Genomic DNA, 18738 nt, shown 5'->3' with positions numbered 1-18738 from the left:
ATCAGAACTATCGATAAATTCAAGATAATTACATCCTTAGGAGGCTTATAAACCAAAGAAACCAGCAATGTAAGGTAAATTTAAAAGAAACCTTTGTAGATCAAACCTCCTCAAAATACTTCCGACTCCAAGGCCAAAAAGGCTGCGGGTGATTGGTCAAGACCCATTATGGGAAGTACGGTCACTTCGCAAATATACTCAGACCGATCCTTTCGGTAGTTTAGGATTCGCTGTGTAAACTCCCCTCCCCCAAGTAGCTTCTCTTTGAAGGATTCCTTATCCTCCTCACTTGTTCCAGGCCCTTGCAGAAATTGCGGACTTTTCCCCAAAGCGTATACCTTGGGATATCCGGTCATTTCATGAAAACCATCCCCTACCCACATAATACGATTATCAACTCCCGTCAAGACGATGGTCTGATAACTAAAATCAAAAAGACGCTCCCATTCAAATTCCCAACCTTTCTTCTCTGCCAGAAATTTCAATTCCTGCACATCTTGCGACTTTTTGAGTGTGGTACGCAACTCGTGGGTGTCACAAGCAAACACGTCCCAACAAAACAGCGGGGACGTTCCGTATTCGATTTTCTTGTTTACGATCATGATTTAGATTCCTTGCATCTTCGTGGACTACACAAAGGGTATAGATTGGAGTAGCTTTTCCGAGCTACCCCAATCTTGTTTGGTAACTTATCCCAGCAAACTTTGTTTAGAATTCCACCGGTTTCTTTTAGCGCTTTTTTTACATCTCTGCCTTAAGTGCAAATTTGGCCCTGAGTCCATCGGCAGCTTTTACCATCTCCTCCAATGCTCGTTGGGTTTCCTCCCATCCGCGGGTTTTAAGACCACAGTCTGGGTTAACCCAAAGGCGTTCTTTTGGGACGACACGTATCGCTTTCTCCATCAGCTCGATCATTTCCTCCGAAGATGGGATCCGAGGAGCATGGATATCGTATACCCCCGGGCCAATCTCATTGGGGTACTCGTAGGCCGCAAAGGCATCCAACAGCTCCATCTGCGATCGCGAACACTCAATGGTAATCACATCTGCGTCCATCGCCGCTATATGGGATATGATGTCGTTAAATTCCGAATAGCACATGTGAGTGTGAATTTGGGTATGGTCTCCGACAACAGAAGCGGACAACCTAAAAGCTGTCACTGCCCAATCCAAGTAGTCCGGCCATTCGGAGGCTTTAAGCGGGAGACCTTCCCGTAGGGCGGGCTCATCAATCTGTATGACCCGAATTCCCGCTTGCTCCAGATCACTTACTTCTTCCCGAATGGCTAGGGCAATCTGAAAACAAGTATCCTTCCTTGGCTGATCATTTCGTACAAAGGACCATTGAAGTATGGTAATTGGTCCAGTCAGCATGCCCTTCATTGGTCGTCGGGTTAGCGACTGTGCAAACACCGTCCAATCTACTGTCATGGGATGTTTTCGGCTCACATCCCCATATATAATCGGTGGCTTGACGCAGCGGCTACCATAGCTCTGCACCCAACCATTGGTCGTAAATGCAAAACCTTCCAGCTGTTCGCCAAAATACTCCACCATATCATTACGCTCAAACTCCCCATGCACCAGTACATCCAAACCCAATTCATCCTGCCACCGTACGCAACGCTCGGTTTCCGCTTTAAGAAGGTTCTCATAGTCAGCAAGGCTTAGTTCGCCTTTCTTATACCTTGCCCTCCACTGCCGCACTTCCTTTGTCTGCGGAAAGGATCCAATCGTGGTGGTGGGGAAAATTGGCAAAGCAAGGGCTTCAGCCTGCAGCTTGTGCCGCTCAGCGTACGGACTACTTCGCTGTGAGTGACTCGGCAGTACCGAGGCCAAGGATGCCTTCACCGCTTCGTTATGGATACGGGTCGAGTTACTTCGATTTGTTAGGTATCTTCGGTTCTGTTCGAGGGTTTGTCCAAGCCATGGGATGCGCTCCAAGTCAACCTGGTCCAAGGCAATGTGGCTCCCAATTCGCTGCAGCAACACAACCTCTTCGATCTTTTGCTTTGCAAATGCCAACCACCCCTTAATTTCCGTGTCCAGCCCGTTCTCCAGTTCCAGATCACAGGGAACATGCAGCAGTGAACAGGAGGGAGCGACCCACACGCGATCGGAACCAAGTTTATCGACAGCGCGACGGATCAAATCCAGCGATGCCTGAAAATCATTTCTCCATACATTTCTACCGTCTACCAACCCTAACGATAGGCTCATTTTAGGACGCAACAAGTCCAGCAACGAGCCTAGCTGATGAGGCGCCCGAACTAGATCCACATGTAGTGCACATACCGGTAACTCCGCTGCCAAACCAAGATGCGCATCCAAGCCACCAAAATAGGTGGCAACCATTGTCTTCAGGTGCGGGAAAGCCTTTTTAATGAGGGCATAGGTTTTTCTCATGGCGGCTTGTTCCTTACCACTAAGGCTTAGTGCCAGAAAAGGCTCGTCAAACTGAACCCATTCGGCTCCATAACCTACCAGCTTTTCGAGAACTTTAAGGTATACGGGCAATAGGTTATCCAGTAGATCAATGCGATCGAACTCTGAATCCTTTTCTTTACCGAGCAGAAGAAAAGACACCGGCCCCAAAAGTACTGGCTTTGTGAGGATACCCTGCACTTTCGCCTCCTCAAACTCATGTATTACTTTTTCGGAAAAAAGCTCGAACTGTTGGTTTTTCTGGAACTCCGGGACGATGTAGTGATAGTTGGTATCAAACCACTTGGTCATTTCCATCGCCTTGACATCCAAGCCGTCGCGCTGATACCCTCTCGCCATGGCAAAATATAGGTCTAATTCGTGCTTTTTCTTCTCCACCAAAATGGCATGATACCGATCAGGGATAGCTCCAACCATGAGACAATGATCAAGCACCTGGTCATAGTAAGAAAAGTCATTGGATGGCACCCAATCGATCCCAGCACGCTGCTGGAGGCGCCAATTGTCGGCCTTAATGGCATACCCTTGTTTAAAAAGTTCCTGCTGGGAAATCTGGCCTGACCAGTATTTTTCGCAGGCCTTTTTCAATTCGCGCCGGCTACCAATGCGCGGATAGCCGAGGTTGTGCGTTTGCATGTTGCTTTAACGGTTTAGTTGAAAATAATCTGTTAAAAGCTCCTACTGCTCCCTTGGGGCTAGAATGGAATGAAGTAGGCATGCAGGTAGTGGTAAAAGTACGCAGAGGACAGTCCTGTCCAATGGCAAAAGGCATACTTTTCCCTGTTTTCAAACGCAGGAATCCCCGCCGCAAAGCAGAAATACCCGAAAAATCATACCTGACGACCACTTCAAACCGCGAAAGCACCGTCAATTCGAGAAAGGCAGGTCTCCTGACTTGTAACAGCTTTTGCCGTCCTTCCCATCCTGATTTCGATCAGGACAGTGGAACACAAGGGCAATAGCCTTTGGATGTTACTTACAGTTGCGCGACAGTTCGTGATTTGCACACGATTCCCTTTTAATGTACCGCTAGGTACAACCAGTCTCGGTTGATTGAGAAACAAATAAAGAACTCGAAGAAACAAAGGTATGTATAAATTGGTAGACTAGTCGCTGGTTTTTTCACAATACTTGGATCAAGTCCAGAATTGGGTCCAATCATTCCATAGCGGAAGAAGCCGAGAATCGACGAATTTTGCGTTTTCCTCCCTGTCTTCCACCAGGTGCGTGGCGATTTATGCACAAAAAATCCTGCGAGAACTCCGAACACTATCGGGCTCCCGCAGGAAATTGGAAAGTAAAAAATGTACAACGCTAGAAACCAACCTTCATCATGGTGGAGATGGGAGTATCAAGCATGACCTTGGAAACCTCCTCCAACGTCTTAATATCCAAAATTTGGATTGTCGTCCTATCCGGCTTTAGCACGTAAAGGAACCCCTCTGAGGCGGCCAATACAGGACTGGGCTCGCTCATAACCCGATACGCTTCCAACGCGGGCATTTCCTTTCTCAAGGTTGCCCCATCTGGGTCCGCAGCACTGGCAATGCTCCTGCTTTTCACTTCCGATCCATTAGCTGTATCAAACACTTTTATTTTTTCGTCCGCAGTTTGCACGATCAGGTAACCGCCATCTGAACTTATGAAGTAAGTCTTTAGATTTGGAGCATCCACTAGTTTACGTATAGCATTCGTGGATGGATTGATTTCAAAAACGCCGTGATTCCTGGCATAGCCATAGAAAACATCGATCGCATCATGTGTCTTGATCGTTCCCATCCAGTCACCGGAGGTTGTTGAGAGAGAAGAGGGATTTGGAATCAACTTGATCTCATTGGTTTGGCTTGCCACCAAAATGCCCTCCGTAGCCCCGAAAGCAGCATATTTCCCATTGGACGCATCTCCATGGATACCCGCTACCGTCACATTTGGATTCTCTGCCAACACCTCCCCCTGTACATTCACAAGTTTGATATATTGGGGTAAAGCCCCAGGCACCGCATCATCCTTGTAGGTAACCGCGTATTTGTTACCGATCAACCAGGTCGCGGCGCCATGATGTACTCCATTGCCCAAATCAGGAATAAGCGATGGCGTAAAAGTGGGTGTCCCCATAGTGGATTCACGAGCAACAAGGACACTACCATCGCCATCGTTAAATATGACAATATGACCATGGGTGGCTGAGAAATGGGTAGGTAGCGGAACTTGTGCGGTGGCTGCAAGCCATTTGGCCGTGTGTAGGTGACCATGGTCTCCGTGGTTCTCGATACCGGTATCAAGGAAACGTACATTGCCCTGTTGTCTTTCGATCGATACAACATATCGCCCGGAGGTAGATAGGTAATTGGCAGCACCTTCTACAAAGGGGGAGACAGATGGCCGAGAAACGTCATTCTTCACCGGGTCGATTATATAGACACTTCCGTTCGCGTCCCAAGCCGTAAGGCGAATCCACTCGCTTTCCGATTCAGCATAGGTCTTTTCATCTTCGAAGATGGGATCAACGGTTTCTTGGCAGGAAATAACAAAAAGAGCCAGCCAAACGAGCAATAGATGGTTTAACTTCTTCATAAAAGGGTAGGTTGATTGATAGAAATATTTTTGCAATACTATTGCATTTGCATCATAGTTGCAAATTCAATAAAGTAAAAATTATCCATCCATCTTAAAACAATTTCGAAAAAGCCGCCAACAATGCTGCTTATTAGGTAATTAATCAGGCATAGTCAAACGGAAAGTCTCAGACACCTCCCCCTTCGTCCATCGCTCCAATAACGGTTGCTCCAGCTTGAACTCCCGATATTCATCCGGGCTCATGATAGGAATCCCCGACACGATAGGGTATACGCGATCGCAGCTAGTGCAGTGAAAATATCCTTCTAGAATATCACCCTCAAGATCTTGGGATATGGTAGTTAATTTAAGGTCTGCCTTATCAAATGGACAGCACAGTTTTGCTATGGTTTCAGGTTTCATCTGCTTATAATTTGTTGTAAAAGGCATTCAAGGCATCGCCGGGCCGCTCGCTGCTCATGATGCCGGATATGACTGCCACGCCCGCATAGTCCAGTCCGATTAGTTCGCTGATCTTATCGGGCTTGATTCCCCCAGCGAGATAAATCGGCAGAGAGGTCATTTTCTGTGCTGCCTTTACCGTAGCCGGCGACACCAGTTCGCACACCCCTGCGGATGAGGAGGGAAACATAGAACAAAAAGACAGGTAATCCAGTCCGTTTGCGTTTGCCCACTCCACCCTCGAAAGGTCATTGGTACAGGTAATCCCGATAATCACGTCCTTTCCCCATCCCTCTTTAAGGGCACCAAAGCCTGACGGAACGGTATCGAAATGCACCCCGTCCAAAGGGGAGGAATCCAATAACTCCCAGCGATTATTGATAAGCAATGGGACATGCGTAGGATGAAAAATCTTCGCAATCTGAGTAATCAAGTCCTTGGGGTCTTCACCAAGCGGAAAATTATCCCATACCTGAACTGCCGCAAGGGGATATTTGCTTATTTCCCACAGCTTCGTAAGGAGCACTTCCTGCTGCATGGAGGGATCTATGACCAAATAAACGCCCTTTCCGATCTTCTTCTTCATGTGCATATCTTTTGTCTCTAAAAAAGCACACCTTAGTAGTCCATTCTTACTTCCACCCTTTGCGGAAAGCAGTGAAGAACGCTGCCCAGTAGGGGTCTGTATCTGAATATGCCATTGGGTGGGACTTTCCTTCCTCGGCGATCATCAGCCCATCTTCCCTAGGCCTAATCTCTCCTACCTCAGCGCAGGTAATTCCTCCACCTGCTAGTCGGGCGATGACGGAATTAACCTTTTCCTTACGGCAGGTGATAATCATCGATCCCGCACCTATACAATGCCGGGGATCCAGGTCAAAGATCCGACATACCTCCGCCTGTACCGTTTCCACAGGCAGCCTGTCGGCATTCACCACCATGCCGTTTCCGGAGGCTACTGCCATTTCATATATGGCTCCGAGCACCCCTCCTTCGGTCACGTCGTGCAAAGCGGTAACCCCCGACTGCATGGCATCCTCACCTACAGCCAAAAGCGCATCGGAAAGGGAGCTGGTATGGTAAAACGATTCACTGGCCAACCGCTGAATTTCCGTGCCCGCTCTTTGCCTTACCGTGTCAGGAAAGCTCATTGCCAAAATGGCCGCAGACGAAATGCCACAGGACTTGGTGACCAGTATAGTGTCTCCCGGTTGGGCAGAGCGGGAAGTGAGCATTCTTTCCCTTGGGCCTATGGAAATAAAAGTGCCTCCACCTGCGATGGTAGAATTTTGTCCCTCCACAAAACCGGTATGGCCTCCCGTAATGGCAACTCCGATATCGGAACAGAAAGTGTGTATATATTCCCAGTAGGTGCGGAAATCTTCCTCGGAAAACGTAGCAGGCAGGTTCAACACAAATTGCCCATACATGGGCGCCATCCCCGTCGTTGCCATATCATTGGCCATCAGATGTACCGAAAGCCACGCCGACTCCCGCAATCCCAATGAGGGAATAAGCGACAGCGGATCGCTGGTAAGTGCCATTGCCTGCCCACCTGGCAGATCCACCAGGGATACATCCACACCAAACTGTGGGCCGACACGGACCTCGCTTCGTAAGCGCCCACACCGGTTTATCACCAGTTCATCTATGCTTCGGTGACCAAGCTTGCCCAGTTTATTGTCCATTATTCCACGTCGTTAAGCTGCACATAGAAACCAAAAAAGTCCCCCAGGGGCAGACTCCACTGCTGTACCGGAAACCATTTGGGTAGCCCGGTACAGGACCAGCTTATGGTATAGGAGCGGCCTTCCAGGGCTTTCTCGATGATCTCGGTGAGCATTTTGGGGGAGTAGAAGGTTGCCGTGACATAAAAGGGGTTCTTTCCGAAAAACTGCTGAAACCTCCTGCGGGCTACTTTGGGAGAATAGCGGTTCATCATACCCATAGCTATGCCATATTTGGCTACCCTGGCGGCTTCGCGGATTACCTGCACTGGATCCCGGTAGTATTCAAACGTGGTGATGAACGCCAATGAATCGAAGGTGTGGTCTTTGAAGGGCATGTGATGGGAATCGGCCATCACCAGATCACCGCCAAATAGATACTTGGCCTGGGAAAGCATCAATGGAGATATGTCGCCGCCGGTAGCCTCTATCCCGATATCCTGCCACCAGCGTGTAAAGCGCCCCGTGCCGCAGCCAAACTCCAGCAGCGTTTTCACACGGGTATCGGCAGAAACAAGCTGCTGCATTACCCGCTTCTGCCACACCTCTGCGCGCTTGTATCTACCTTCGTACCAAAGCTCGTAGGTATCGGTATGTTCTCGGTTAAAAAACCACTCTGGCCGTCCCTGCCAATTTTGCTGGCTAGAAGAGATTAAGCCTGTTGAATACTTTGCTATTTCCATATGTCTTATTGGTTTAAAACACAAACTCCATCCCGGACAGCCGCAGGGATGGAGTAGAAATAGCTCCTCGATCTTGCATCCCTACGTTGGCATTATCCAAATCAGGTTCTCGGGTGTAATCTCAGCCCACTGGGCACCCCGTGCATGTGTAGATACAAAGATAAGAAAAAAAATTCATAATAGATTTGGACTTAAAGGTCCGGATACACCCAAGTCCTAATCCTCCAGCCATAAAACCTTCCCGTCATAGGCAAAAAAAGCCGAAGCCCTCTTTTCTCCTAACTATGTCGGTTAGGTTAGTTCTTCGGAGAAAGGAATCCATTTACATCGACCCAATGCATGAAGGCATCAAACCAACGATTACTGGTGCGGCCAGGATTGCCCAAGCCAAACCCATGCCCTCCGTTCTGATAGAGATGAAATTCCACGGGTATGCCTGCCTTGTACCACGATTCGATCACGCCGAACTGTCCCCTAAACAAAAAATCGTCGGTAGCGATGACATTAAACATGGGTGGTGCATTCTCCGGCACTTCTACAGGCCCCATACCTCCATAGATGGGACCAATAAACGCTAACTTCATGATCTTGGAGTGCAGCGTAGCATGCATGGTTAGGCCCGCTCCCGCGGAAAACCCGATCATACCAATACGGTTGGTATCCACACCCCATTCCTGGGCGCGATCCACGATCATTTTGTAGGCCGCCTCTGCATCGGCAAGCTGATTGGAAAGGTCCATCTGTGGGGGTCGTGGTGCTGAATTACTGGATGATGCTCCTTCGGCTGGCGGTGCGGGGGTGCGTGGTCTGTTCATCCAATCGGAAAACTCATCCAATGACTCCGGAGTGGGAAACAACCGGTATTTCAGTACAAATGCCGCAATTCCCTGTTCTCGGAGAGCCTCTGCTACTTCCCAACCTTCGTTGCCCATAGACAACCATCGATAACCACCTCCAGGTGCAACGATCACAGTAGCTCCAGTTGACTTTTCCGGGTCAGGCAAAAAGGGTGTCAGTGTAGCCCGGCTGATGTTGCGCGCCATGGGATCTCCCCATTGGCGAAACCAGGTTTCTTTGGCAGGTTGGTTTTCTACCCCGCCTGTACCTAACGGAATGGCGTTGGGTTCCTCCGGATTATCAAGTGGATAAATGGTGCCGTCTTGGGCATGCAGTGTGCTGGCAGAAAAAACAAACAAGGCCAAAACGTAAACCGAGGCCTTTAGGAAGGATGTGTAGGTCATGATAATGGGTTTAATAGGTTACGTGTTAAAAATACGTATTTAACCAGAAAAGATAATGCCTATTAACAAAAAAAGCCGGCACATCACTGTACCGGCTTTTTGGGGTCATTTATTTTGCGATCTGTTCGGCGAGCCAGTCGCCCACCTCGGAAGTCTTATAGGCTTTGCCATCCCCCGCCAAGTCTTCTGTCACGATCCCTTCTTCAATGGATCGATTTACCACGTCAGAGATCAACTTCGCTTCCTCCTGAAGGTCAAACGCGTATTCAAACATCATGGAGGCAGACAGGACGGTAGCCAATGGGTTGGCGATATCCTTGCCAGCTGCCTGCGGATAGGACCCATGAATCGGTTCAAACAGCTTGATGTCCGAACCCAGCGAAGCCGATGGCATCAGCCCCATAGAGCCACTGATCACGGAAGCTTCGTCGGTAAGAATATCACCAAATAGGTTTTCGGTAATCAGTACATCGTAAGACTTAGGCCACTGTATCAGCCGCATGGCTACCGCATCCACGAATTCATACTCCACTTTCACGTCGGGGTATTCCGGTGCAAGTCGCTGCACAGTTTCTCTCCACAATCGGGAGGTAGCCAATACGTTTGCTTTGTCTACGCAGGTAAGCAGTTTACGACGTTTACGGGCAAATTCGAAGCCCATTCGCGCCAAACGCTCGATTTCGAATACATTATATACACAGGTATCAAATGCCCGATCACCTTGCTCACTACGTCCACGAGGTTCACCAAAGTAAATACCGCCTGTCAACTCGCGAAGAAAAACCAGATCCGTACCCTCTATCCGGTCCCTTTTCAAAGGAGATTTGTCGATCAGGGATGGAAATGTAAAAGTAGGACGTACATTGGCAAAAAGACCTAACTTCTTACGCATCAGGAGCAAACCCTGTTCCGGGCGAACTTTAGCCGATGGGTCATTGTCGTACTTGGGGTCACCGATGGCCCCAAAAAGCACCGCATCCGAGCGTAAACACACCTCATGTGTTTCGTCCGGGTAGGGCAGACCCACCGCATCGATGGCTGCAGCACCGGTAAGTGCCTTTTCAAAAGTAATTTTATGTCCGAATTTCTTCGCTACGGCGTTGACCACCTTCACGGCTTGGTCCACCACCTCAGGGCCTATACCATCACCAGGTAATAGGGCTATATTCATTTCCATAGGTATTCTTTTTTACTGATTTGGATTTGTTTAATTGTTCGATAATGTTGAGCATCTTCTCGGTGGCCTTCATGGCTGCAATGGTTTGATCACTGTCCAAGCCTTTGGTTTTGAAGATCTTTCCGTAATCCCAGGTAATTACACACTCCACAAAGGCGTCTGTCTTGCCTCCGGGAGGAATGGAGATATGAAAGTCTGTCAGTTTCGGAAGTTCCTTTTTCAGCTCTTTATAGATCTTTTTCAACGCCTTCATAAACGAATCGTACTGTCCGTCACCGGAGGCATTCTGCTCGTAAAATTCGTCGTATACCTTCATCCGAAGCTGAACGGAAGGCTTGAGCCCTTTGGAATGCACCATGTGGTACCCATCGATGCTGATATCATTCTTGATACTGTTATTCTGCAGCACATCTGCGATGATATAGGGCAAGTCTTCGGTGGTCACACGCTCCTTTTTATCTCCCAGCTCAATGATGCGTTGAGTCACTCTTGTCAACTCGTCCGGTTCCAGGGAAATACCGAGTTCCTGCAGATTTTTAAGAATGTTGGCTTTTCCGGATGTCTTACCGAGTGCGTACTTCCGGGTCCTTCCAAATCGCTCCGGAAGCAGGTCGCTGAAATAGAGATTCTTCTTGTTGTCACCATCTGCATGGATACCTGCAGTCTGCGTAAACACGTTTTCCCCTACCACCGGCTTATTGGCCGGTATATGCAGACCGGAAAACTGCTCTACCAACTTGCTGATCCGATAGATTTTATTTTCCTTTATAGAAAGCGTAAACTCGGTAAAGTCTTTGATTACGGCGACGACCGACTCCAGGGGTGCATTGCCCGTACGTTCACCCAAGCCATTGACCGTCGTATGGATACCCATTGCACCGCTATTTACCGCCTGTAGCACGTTGGCCACGGACAGGTCGTAGTCATTATGGGCATGGAAATCAAAATGTACCTTCGGGAACTTGCCTGTAATCAGGTCGAGAAACGCTTTCACTTCTTCGGGTTGCAACAATCCCAGCGTATCGGGTAGCATGATTCGGCGAACCCTAAGCGTGGATAGAAAATGAATCAGTTCCAAGGTGTAGGTCTCGGAATTCCGCATACCGTTACTCCAATCCTCCAAGTAGACGTTGACTTCAAGTCCATGACCCGTGGCGTAGGATATACACTTCTCGATCTCCTGAAAGTGCTGTTCAGGAGTCTTCTTCAATTGATGGGTTAGATGATTCAGAGATCCTTTGGTCAGTAGGTTCAGTACTTTGGCACCCGCCTCCACGATCCAGTCAACCGACTTGGGCGTATCCACAAACCCCAACACTTCCACCCTACCCAAAAATTTCTTCTCCTTGGCCCAACGAGTGATTTTTTTTACTCCCTCCAGTTCTCCTTCTGAAACCCTGGCAGATGCTACTTCGATTCTATCAACTTTCAGCTCTTCCAATAGCAATTTCGCTATCTGAAGCTTCTCCGAAGGCAGGAAAGAAACCCCTGAGGTCTGTTCTCCATCCCTCAGGGTAGTATCCATGATTTCTATTTTCTTTTGACCACTCATCGACAGTTGTTTGTAAGTAAAAAACAAAATGGTCTGGGCTATCAGACCAACTGTAGACCGTTAATACGCTACGGCCTGCTAGCGGCAAACTCCGCAATTTCCTGCTTCAAATTCAACAGGTAGTCGATGTCGTCAAAGCCGTTTTTCATGTTCTCCTTTTTGTAATCATTGATATCAAAGGATTCCGAACTGCCTGTACTTAAGATCGTGATGGTCTGTGCGTCGATGTCTACACGCACTTGAGTTTGGGGATCCTTTTCAACTTCTGCGAACACTTCATCTACAAATTCCGGAGAAACGGTCACGGGAAGAACCCCGATATTTAAACAGTTATTTTTGAAGATGTCTGCAAAGAATGAAGAAACTACACAGCGGAAACCGTAATCGTAGATTGCCCATACGGCATGTTCCCTACTGGATCCTGATCCAAAATTTTTGCCTGCTACTAGGATTTTACCTTCGTAAGTGGGGTCGTTGAGCACGAAATCCTTCTTGGGATTTCCATCGCTGTCGTAGCGCCAGTCCCTGAACAGATTGTCGCCGAATCCTGTCCGTTCGGTAGCCTTCAGAAACCTCGCTGGGATGATTTGGTCCGTGTCTACATTTTCGGTAGGCAAGGGCACTACCCGGCTGGTAAGCACATTAAATTTATCGTAAGCCATGATGCAAAGTCGTTATCAGTTATCAAATATTTCACGTGGGTCAGCAATTTCCCCAGCGATCGCCACGGCGGCCACAGTCAACGGACTGGCCAGCAAAGTGCGTGCGCCAGGACCCTGACGTCCTTCGAAATTCCGGTTCGAAGTAGAAACGGCATATTTTCCAGAAGGAATCTTGTCGTCGTTCATTGCCAAACAGGCAGAACAACCCGGCTGCCTCAATTTGAATCCAGCCTCTTCCAAGATGGCTACCAAACCTTCTTCGATAGCCTTCTTCTCTACTTCCCGCGAACCCGGTACAATCCAAGCGGTGATATTATCAGCCTTCTTCTTTCCTTTTACAAATTGGGCTACTGACCGAATGTCTTCGATTCGGCCGTTGGTACAACTCCCTACAAAGACATAATCTACCTTTTTCCCTTTGATTGGGTCACCGGGGTTGAACCCCATATAGTCCAAGGACTTCAAATAGGTCTTTTTCGTACTGCCATCCATCCCTTCTGTGGTTGGAATGCTGTCCTTTACCTTAATTCCCATGCCTGGATTGGTGCCATACGTGATCATAGGCTCGATATCGGAAGCGTCGTAGTGATACTCCAAGTCAAATACTGCACCCTCGTCGGTTTTAAGGGTCTTCCAGTTAGCAACCGCCTTGTCCCAGTCTTCGCCCTTTGGAACATATTGCTTGCCCTCCAGGTAGTTAAACGTGGTATTATCCGGTGCTATGAGGCCGCCTCTTGCTCCCATTTCGATGCTCATGTTACAGATGGTCATCCTGGCTTCCATACTCAGGTTGCGGATAGCGCTTCCTGCATATTCGATAAAGTAGCCAGTTCCTCCACTCGCAGAGATTTTAGAGATGATATAAAGGATGATATCTTTGGAGGTAACGCCTTTACCAAGGTCTCCATCCACGGTAATCCGCATTTTCTTCGGCTTACTCTGCATGATACATTGGGTAGCAAGCACCATTTCCACCTCTGAGGTACCTATCCCAAATGCAATGGTACCGAAAGCACCGTGTGTAGAGGTGTGGCTATCGCCGCAGACAATGGTCATTCCGGGCTGGGTCACACCAAGCTCGGGACCGATTACGTGTACAATACCGTGATGATCTGTACCCAAATCATGCAGTTCTATACCATATTTCTTGCAATTATCCCGCAGTTTATCCACCTGCATTCTGGACAACTTATCCTTGATGGTCTTGTCCTGGTCTACTGTAGGTACGTTATGATCGGGAGTGGCAATGGTCCTCTCGGGATACAGTACCGGCACGCCACGCTGCTCCAAGTTAAGGAAAGCTACGGGGCTGGTCACCTCGTGAATAAAGTGCTTGTCTATAAAAAAGACATCGGGACCGTTTGGGATTGACTTTACCACGTGGGCATCCCAAATCTTATCAAATAAGGTTTTCTTTTCCATTCTGCTTGCTACTGTTTACTCATTTTTGCTTTACCGGCAGCTTGTTCAAGGCATCTACAAATGCCTTGGCCGAGGCCAGTACGATATCGGTTTCGGAGGCAAAGCCGTGATAAGGCTTCCCTTCACTCATTAGTCTCATGTGTACTTTACAGGTGTCATCACTGCCCTTGGTCATGGCTTGGATCAAAAATTCGTCCAAGATCACTTGGTGCGGGATCACCTGCTTGATGGATTTTATCACGGCATCCACCGGACCGTTTCCTGACGCTGCTCCGTGACGGCGCGTTCCTCCCAACGACAGGGTGATGGAGGCATTGGCTTCCTTGCCTTCGGCACCCTGATAAGACACCTCTTCGAGGTTAATCAGCGCCGAGTGGTCCATGTGCTCACCCATTAGAGACAGCAATTCCTTTCTGCCAATATCCCGTTTGCTATCAGCCAGTATCAAAAAACGTTCGTACACCTCATCCAGTTCATTGCCTTCCATGGGAAATCCAAGTAAACTCAGGTGGTGCTTGAGGGCTGCCCTCCCGCTGCGTGCGGTAAGCACAATGGAGGACTCCTCCACTCCCACCTCTTTGGGATCTATGATTTCATAATTCTCCCGGTTTTTTAACACACCATCTTGGTGTATTCCGGAAGAGTGAGCAAAGGCATTCCTACCCACAATCGCCTTATTGGGCTGTATGGGCATGTTCATCAGCTTGGATATAATCCGACTGGTTTCATATATCCGTTGGGTGACAATACCGGTAGTCACTGGTATCTCCTTGTGGCTTTTGATGGCCATTACGACTTCCTCCAAAGAGGTGTTGCCGGCCCTTTCGCCGATTCCATTCATGGTTACTTCCACCTGTCGGGCTCCGTTCATAACCCCTGACAGCGTGTTGGCTGTCGCCAAACCTAGGTCGTTGTGACAGTGGGTGGCAATGATCGCCTGATCGATATTGCTAACCTGATCCTTTAACAGTCTGATGATAGCTCCATATTGCTCTGGCAGGCAATATCCGGTGGTATCCGGAATATTCACGACCCTCGCACCTGCAGCAATCACAGCCTCTATAATGCGAACCAAGTATTCCGGTTCTGCCCTACCGGCATCTTCGGCGTAAAACTCCACCTCTTCCACCAGGTTTCGGGCAAACTTCACAGCCTTCACGGCACGCTCCATCACCGCTTCCGGCGTGCTACGGAGTTTGTGTTGAATATGGTAGCCGGAGACCCCAATGCCCGTATGGATCCTTCCACGCTTGGCAAATTTCAGGGAATCTGCGGCTACCTGTATATCCTTTTCAACCGCCCGGGAAAGGGCGCAAATGATGGGATTAGATACTGCCTTTGATATTTCCATGACCGAATTGAAGTCTCCTGGACTGGATATCGGAAAACCAGCTTCCAGTACATCCACCCCCAGTGCTTCCAAAGCCTGGGCTACAGTGATTTTTTCCACGGTGTTTAACTGGCAACCGGGAACCTGCTCCCCATCCCTGAGTGTCGTATCAAATATCCAAAGCTTATCTACCATCTCTAATTAGTTATTCTCTGGTCTCAATTTGCGGACTACGGCCCCAGCCTGCCACATTTCAGATTCTCTCAATTCTTTCAATTCCTCTTCCAATTTCACCCGGTAATCGGACTTACTATTGGATTCAATGGACTTGGCAGCTTCTTGCCCGGTCTTTACGCTTTGGTAAAGTTGCTCAAACACGGGCTTGGTTGCATCTCTGAAAGGCTTCCACCAGTCCAATGCACCACGCTGCGCTGTGGTAGAACAGTTAGCATACATCCAGTCCATGCCGTTCTCCGCAACCAATGGCATCAAACTCTGGGTCAACTCCTCCACGGTTTCGTTGAAGGCCTCAGACGGCGTGTGGCCATTTGCCCGCAACACTTCGTACTGCGCTGCAAAGATTCCCTGGATTGCTCCCATTAACGTACCTCTTTCTCCGGTAAGATCGGAAGTCACTTCTCGGTAAAAATCAGTTTCAAACAAGTACCCAGAACCAACGCCAATGCCCAAAGCTACCACGCGGTCTTTTGCCTTTCCAGTAGCATCTTGGTAGATGGCATACGATGAGTTAAGTCCACGGCCTTCTACAAACATTCTTCTCAAAGAAGTACCAGAGCCCTTAGGAGCTACCAAAATAACATCTACATCAGCAGGAGGCACGATGCCCGTCTGATCTTTATAGGTGATCCCAAATCCATGAGAAAAATACAGCGCCTTACCAGGGGTAAGGTGCTTCTTCACTGTAGGCCATAGGGAAATCTGTCCCGCATCGGACAACAAAAACTGAAGAATGGTACCTTTTTCACAAGCTTCTTCCAAATCAAAAAGTGTCTCGCCAGGTACCCAACCGTCTGCAACGGCCTTGTCCCAAGTTTTGGAGTCTTTACGCTGTCCAACGATCACGTTAAACCCGTTGTCTTTCAGGTTAAGCGCCTGGCCTGGACCTTGTACGCCATAGCCCAATACGGCGATCACTTCGTCTTTCAAAATTTCTTTTGCCTTATCCAGAGGAAACTCCTCACGGGTAACAACATTTTCTTCAACTGTACCGAATTTCAGTTTCATAATTGTATAGTAAAATTTGATTGGTGTTTATAAATATTTATCGATTGTTTCCATAGGCTTGGCTACTGCCACCCGTCCGGAGCGCACAAATTCCAGCACATTGAAGTCCTTCAGGACCTCCAATAGTTCCTGTGTGTCCTCTTTGTGTCCTGTAAGCTCCACCACCACAAAATCCTTTTCGGCCGAAATGATACGGGCGTTGTATTGGCGGATTACTTTTTCCAAGCCGGGCTCCAAGCTATGCGTGGGTATCTTGTAAAGGGCAATCTCCTGAAAAACCATCTGGTCATCCACGTAGTAAAAAGCTTTGATTACATCGATGATTTTATCGATTTGCTTGGACAGCTGAATAATCTGCTCTTCGGTAGTGGTCACTTCGATGGTGATCCGGTAGATACCTTCCTCGCGGCTCTCCGAGGCGGTAAATCCATCTATATTAATTCCCCTGCGGGTAAATATCATCGTGATTCGGCTGAGAATACCGATGAAGTTTTCTGTAAAAACAGAAATCGTATATCGCTTCATAATGGGTGCTGTAATTAACTGAGTCGTACTTCTTCTACTGAGCTGCCTGCGGCAATCATGGGGAAAACGTTATCTTCCTTCTCGACCACTACCTCTAGGAAATAGGGACCATCGTGAATAAACATCTCTGCCACCGCATTTCTCAGATCTTCCCTCTTTTCCACTTTCCGAACCTTGAAGCGGTAAGCTTCGGCGATTTTCGGAAAGTCGGGATTTTCCAACTCGGTAAATGAATAGCGTTTTTCAAAAAACAGCTGCTGCCATTGCCTCACCATGCCCAAGAAGTTGTTGTTTAACAACACCACCTTTACCGGTGCCTTGGTCTGCATGATGGTTCCAAGCTCCTGTATGGTCATCTGTATGCCACCATCCCCTACTACACACACTACCTGGCGGTTAAAGTCATGCAGCTGGGCGCCCAATGCCGCCGGAAGGGCAAAACCCATGGTACCCAAACCGCCAGAGGTTACCTGTGTACGGGATATCTTGTACTCGAAATAGCGCCATGCAACCATTTGATGCTGACCTACATCTGTAACCAAAATGGCATCGTCAGCTTTAAACTCATTGACATGACGGATCACCTCTCCCATAGTGAGTCCAACCTTGGTTGGCAACAAGTCATTGCCTATAACCACGCGCTTTTCTTCTGCCTCCAGCTCTCTAAACTTGGCAATCCAATCTTCATGGGTTTTTTCTTTAACCAAAGCAGTGAGCTTGGCCAAAGTCTCCTTGCAATCACCTAGAACAGGAACTGTGCATTTCACGTTTTTGTCTATCTCCGCAGGGTCAAGCTCCATATGAATAATCTTTGCTTGCTTGGCATACCGGCTTAAGTCACCGGTAACCCGGTCATCGAAGCGCATGCCAACCGCGATGAGCACGTCACATTGGTTGGTCAGCAGGTTTGGACTGTAATTGCCGTGCATACCCAACTTGCCTACGTAGTTGGGGTGCTCCTCCGAAAGAGCGCCTGTACCCAATAGCGTACACGCGGCAGGAATACCTGATTTGTCCAGAAAGTTTTTGAACTCCTGCTCGGCTCTACCGATCACAACCCCCTGTCCGTATACCACATAGGGTCTTTTCGCCTCATTGATCAATTCAGCTGCTTTGGCCACCTGCTCGTCATCCACTTTGGGATAGGGCTTATACGAACGTATGTTGAGACAGGGAACGTAATTGAATTCCCCCAGATCATTCTGAGCGTTTTTCGTAATATCAATTAGCACGGGTCCTGGACGTCCGGAACGGGCAATGTGAAATCCCTTTGCAATGGCTGGGGCAATGTCTTCTACACGCTGTACCTGTATATTCCACTTGGTACCCGGCATGGACATGCCAACCACGTCGGTTTCCTGAAATGCGTCAGTTCCTAGTAGATGGGCAAAGACCTGTCCGGTGATGCAAACCAGCGGTGTACTGTCAATCAACGCATCCGCTAAGCCGGTGATCAAGTTCGTGGCGCCTGGACCGGAAGTAGCCATGCAGACACCCACTTTACCGGAGACTCTTGCATACCCCTGCGCAGCGTGGATTGCGCCTTGCTCGTGGCGGGTCAGGATATGCTGAATTTGGTCTTCGTAGTCATAAAGTGCATCGTATACGGGCATGATTGCACCACCGGGATAGCCAAAGATGAATTTCGCATTTTCAGCTATCAGGGATCGTATAACGATGTCAGCCCCTCTTATTCTAGAATCTTTCATAA

At 48.5% G+C, this 18738-nt stretch carries 16 protein-coding genes and 2 riboswitches; all 16 genes read right to left on the bottom strand.

What is annotated here, in order from left to right; all coding sequences use genetic code 11:
• Positions 1–110 precede the first annotated feature (110 nt).
• Positions 111–602: a PAS domain-containing protein gene (locus tag JJU34_RS13580; protein WP_228692923.1), complete on the bottom strand. Its 492-nt coding sequence runs from the start codon at positions 600–602 to the stop codon at positions 111–113.
• A gap of 139 nt (positions 603–741) precedes the next feature.
• Positions 742–3081, bottom strand: coding sequence for a 5-methyltetrahydropteroyltriglutamate--homocysteine S-methyltransferase (gene metE / locus JJU34_RS13575; protein ID WP_228692922.1), 2340 nt, complete (start codon positions 3079–3081; stop codon positions 742–744).
• A 226-nt stretch (positions 3082–3307) separates the two neighbouring features.
• A riboswitch (cobalamin riboswitch) is annotated at positions 3308–3504 on the bottom strand.
• Between the two features lie 255 nt (positions 3505–3759).
• Positions 3760–5019, bottom strand: a complete 1260-nt coding sequence (locus tag JJU34_RS13570) for a hypothetical protein (protein WP_228692921.1) — start codon at positions 5017–5019, stop codon at positions 3760–3762.
• Between the two features lie 141 nt (positions 5020–5160).
• Positions 5161–5424, bottom strand: a complete 264-nt coding sequence (locus JJU34_RS13565; protein ID WP_228692920.1) for a Trm112 family protein — start codon at positions 5422–5424, stop codon at positions 5161–5163.
• A gap of 4 nt (positions 5425–5428) precedes the next feature.
• Positions 5429–6049, bottom strand: coding sequence for a thiamine phosphate synthase (locus JJU34_RS13560; RefSeq protein WP_228692919.1), 621 nt, complete (start codon positions 6047–6049; stop codon positions 5429–5431).
• 46 nt (positions 6050–6095) lie between these two features.
• Positions 6096–7151 (bottom strand): AIR synthase family protein, encoded by a 1056-nt coding sequence (locus tag JJU34_RS13555; protein ID WP_228692918.1) that lies wholly within the window; start codon positions 7149–7151, stop codon positions 6096–6098.
• Positions 7151–7873: a class I SAM-dependent methyltransferase gene (locus tag JJU34_RS13550; protein ID WP_228692917.1), complete on the bottom strand. Its 723-nt coding sequence runs from the start codon at positions 7871–7873 to the stop codon at positions 7151–7153. Before JJU34_RS13550 ends, JJU34_RS13555 begins: the two co-directional genes overlap by 1 nt.
• Before the next feature lie 61 nt (positions 7874–7934).
• A riboswitch (TPP riboswitch) is annotated at positions 7935–8024 on the bottom strand.
• A gap of 145 nt (positions 8025–8169) precedes the next feature.
• Complete coding sequence (locus JJU34_RS13545) at positions 8170–9114, bottom strand: alpha/beta hydrolase (RefSeq protein ID WP_228692916.1); 945 nt, start codon at positions 9112–9114, stop codon at positions 8170–8172.
• Between the two features lie 109 nt (positions 9115–9223).
• A complete protein-coding gene (leuB, locus tag JJU34_RS13540; protein ID WP_228692915.1) occupies positions 9224–10291 on the bottom strand; it encodes a 3-isopropylmalate dehydrogenase in 1068 nt (355 codons plus the stop codon).
• On the bottom strand, positions 10260–11843 hold the full coding sequence (locus JJU34_RS13535; RefSeq protein ID WP_228692914.1) for an alpha-isopropylmalate synthase regulatory domain-containing protein: 1584 nt from the start codon (positions 11841–11843) through the stop codon (positions 10260–10262). The genes leuB and JJU34_RS13535 overlap by 32 nt, the downstream gene beginning before the upstream one ends.
• A 68-nt stretch (positions 11844–11911) precedes the next feature.
• Complete coding sequence (leuD, locus tag JJU34_RS13530; RefSeq protein WP_228692913.1) at positions 11912–12505, bottom strand: 3-isopropylmalate dehydratase small subunit; 594 nt, start codon at positions 12503–12505, stop codon at positions 11912–11914.
• 15 nt (positions 12506–12520) lie between these two features.
• Positions 12521–13927, bottom strand: coding sequence for a 3-isopropylmalate dehydratase large subunit (gene leuC / locus JJU34_RS13525; RefSeq protein ID WP_228692912.1), 1407 nt, complete (start codon positions 13925–13927; stop codon positions 12521–12523).
• Between the two features lie 19 nt (positions 13928–13946).
• Positions 13947–15452 (bottom strand): 2-isopropylmalate synthase, encoded by a 1506-nt coding sequence (locus JJU34_RS13520; protein WP_228692911.1) that lies wholly within the window; start codon positions 15450–15452, stop codon positions 13947–13949.
• A gap of 6 nt (positions 15453–15458) precedes the next feature.
• The gene (gene ilvC / locus JJU34_RS13515; protein ID WP_228692910.1) at positions 15459–16502 is read right to left on the bottom strand and encodes a ketol-acid reductoisomerase; all 1044 of its coding nucleotides are present in this window, start codon (positions 16500–16502) and stop codon (positions 15459–15461) included.
• 27 nt (positions 16503–16529) lie between these two features.
• The gene (ilvN, locus tag JJU34_RS13510; protein ID WP_228692909.1) at positions 16530–17027 is read right to left on the bottom strand and encodes an acetolactate synthase small subunit; all 498 of its coding nucleotides are present in this window, start codon (positions 17025–17027) and stop codon (positions 16530–16532) included.
• Positions 17028–17041: 14 nt separating this feature from the next.
• Positions 17042–18736 carry a biosynthetic-type acetolactate synthase large subunit gene (ilvB, locus tag JJU34_RS13505; protein WP_228692908.1) on the bottom strand — a complete coding sequence of 565 codons (1695 nt, stop codon included), beginning with the start codon at positions 18734–18736 and terminating at the stop codon, positions 17042–17044.
• Between the last annotated feature and the right edge of the window lie 2 nt (positions 18737–18738).

It is taken from the genome of Lunatimonas sp. (genome assembly GCF_020832325.1).
Taxonomy (GTDB): Bacteria; Bacteroidota; Bacteroidia; order Cytophagales; family Cyclobacteriaceae; genus Lunatimonas.
Note: the sequence above shows the minus strand (reverse complement) of the source record. Positions and strands in the feature narration are given on the sequence as shown.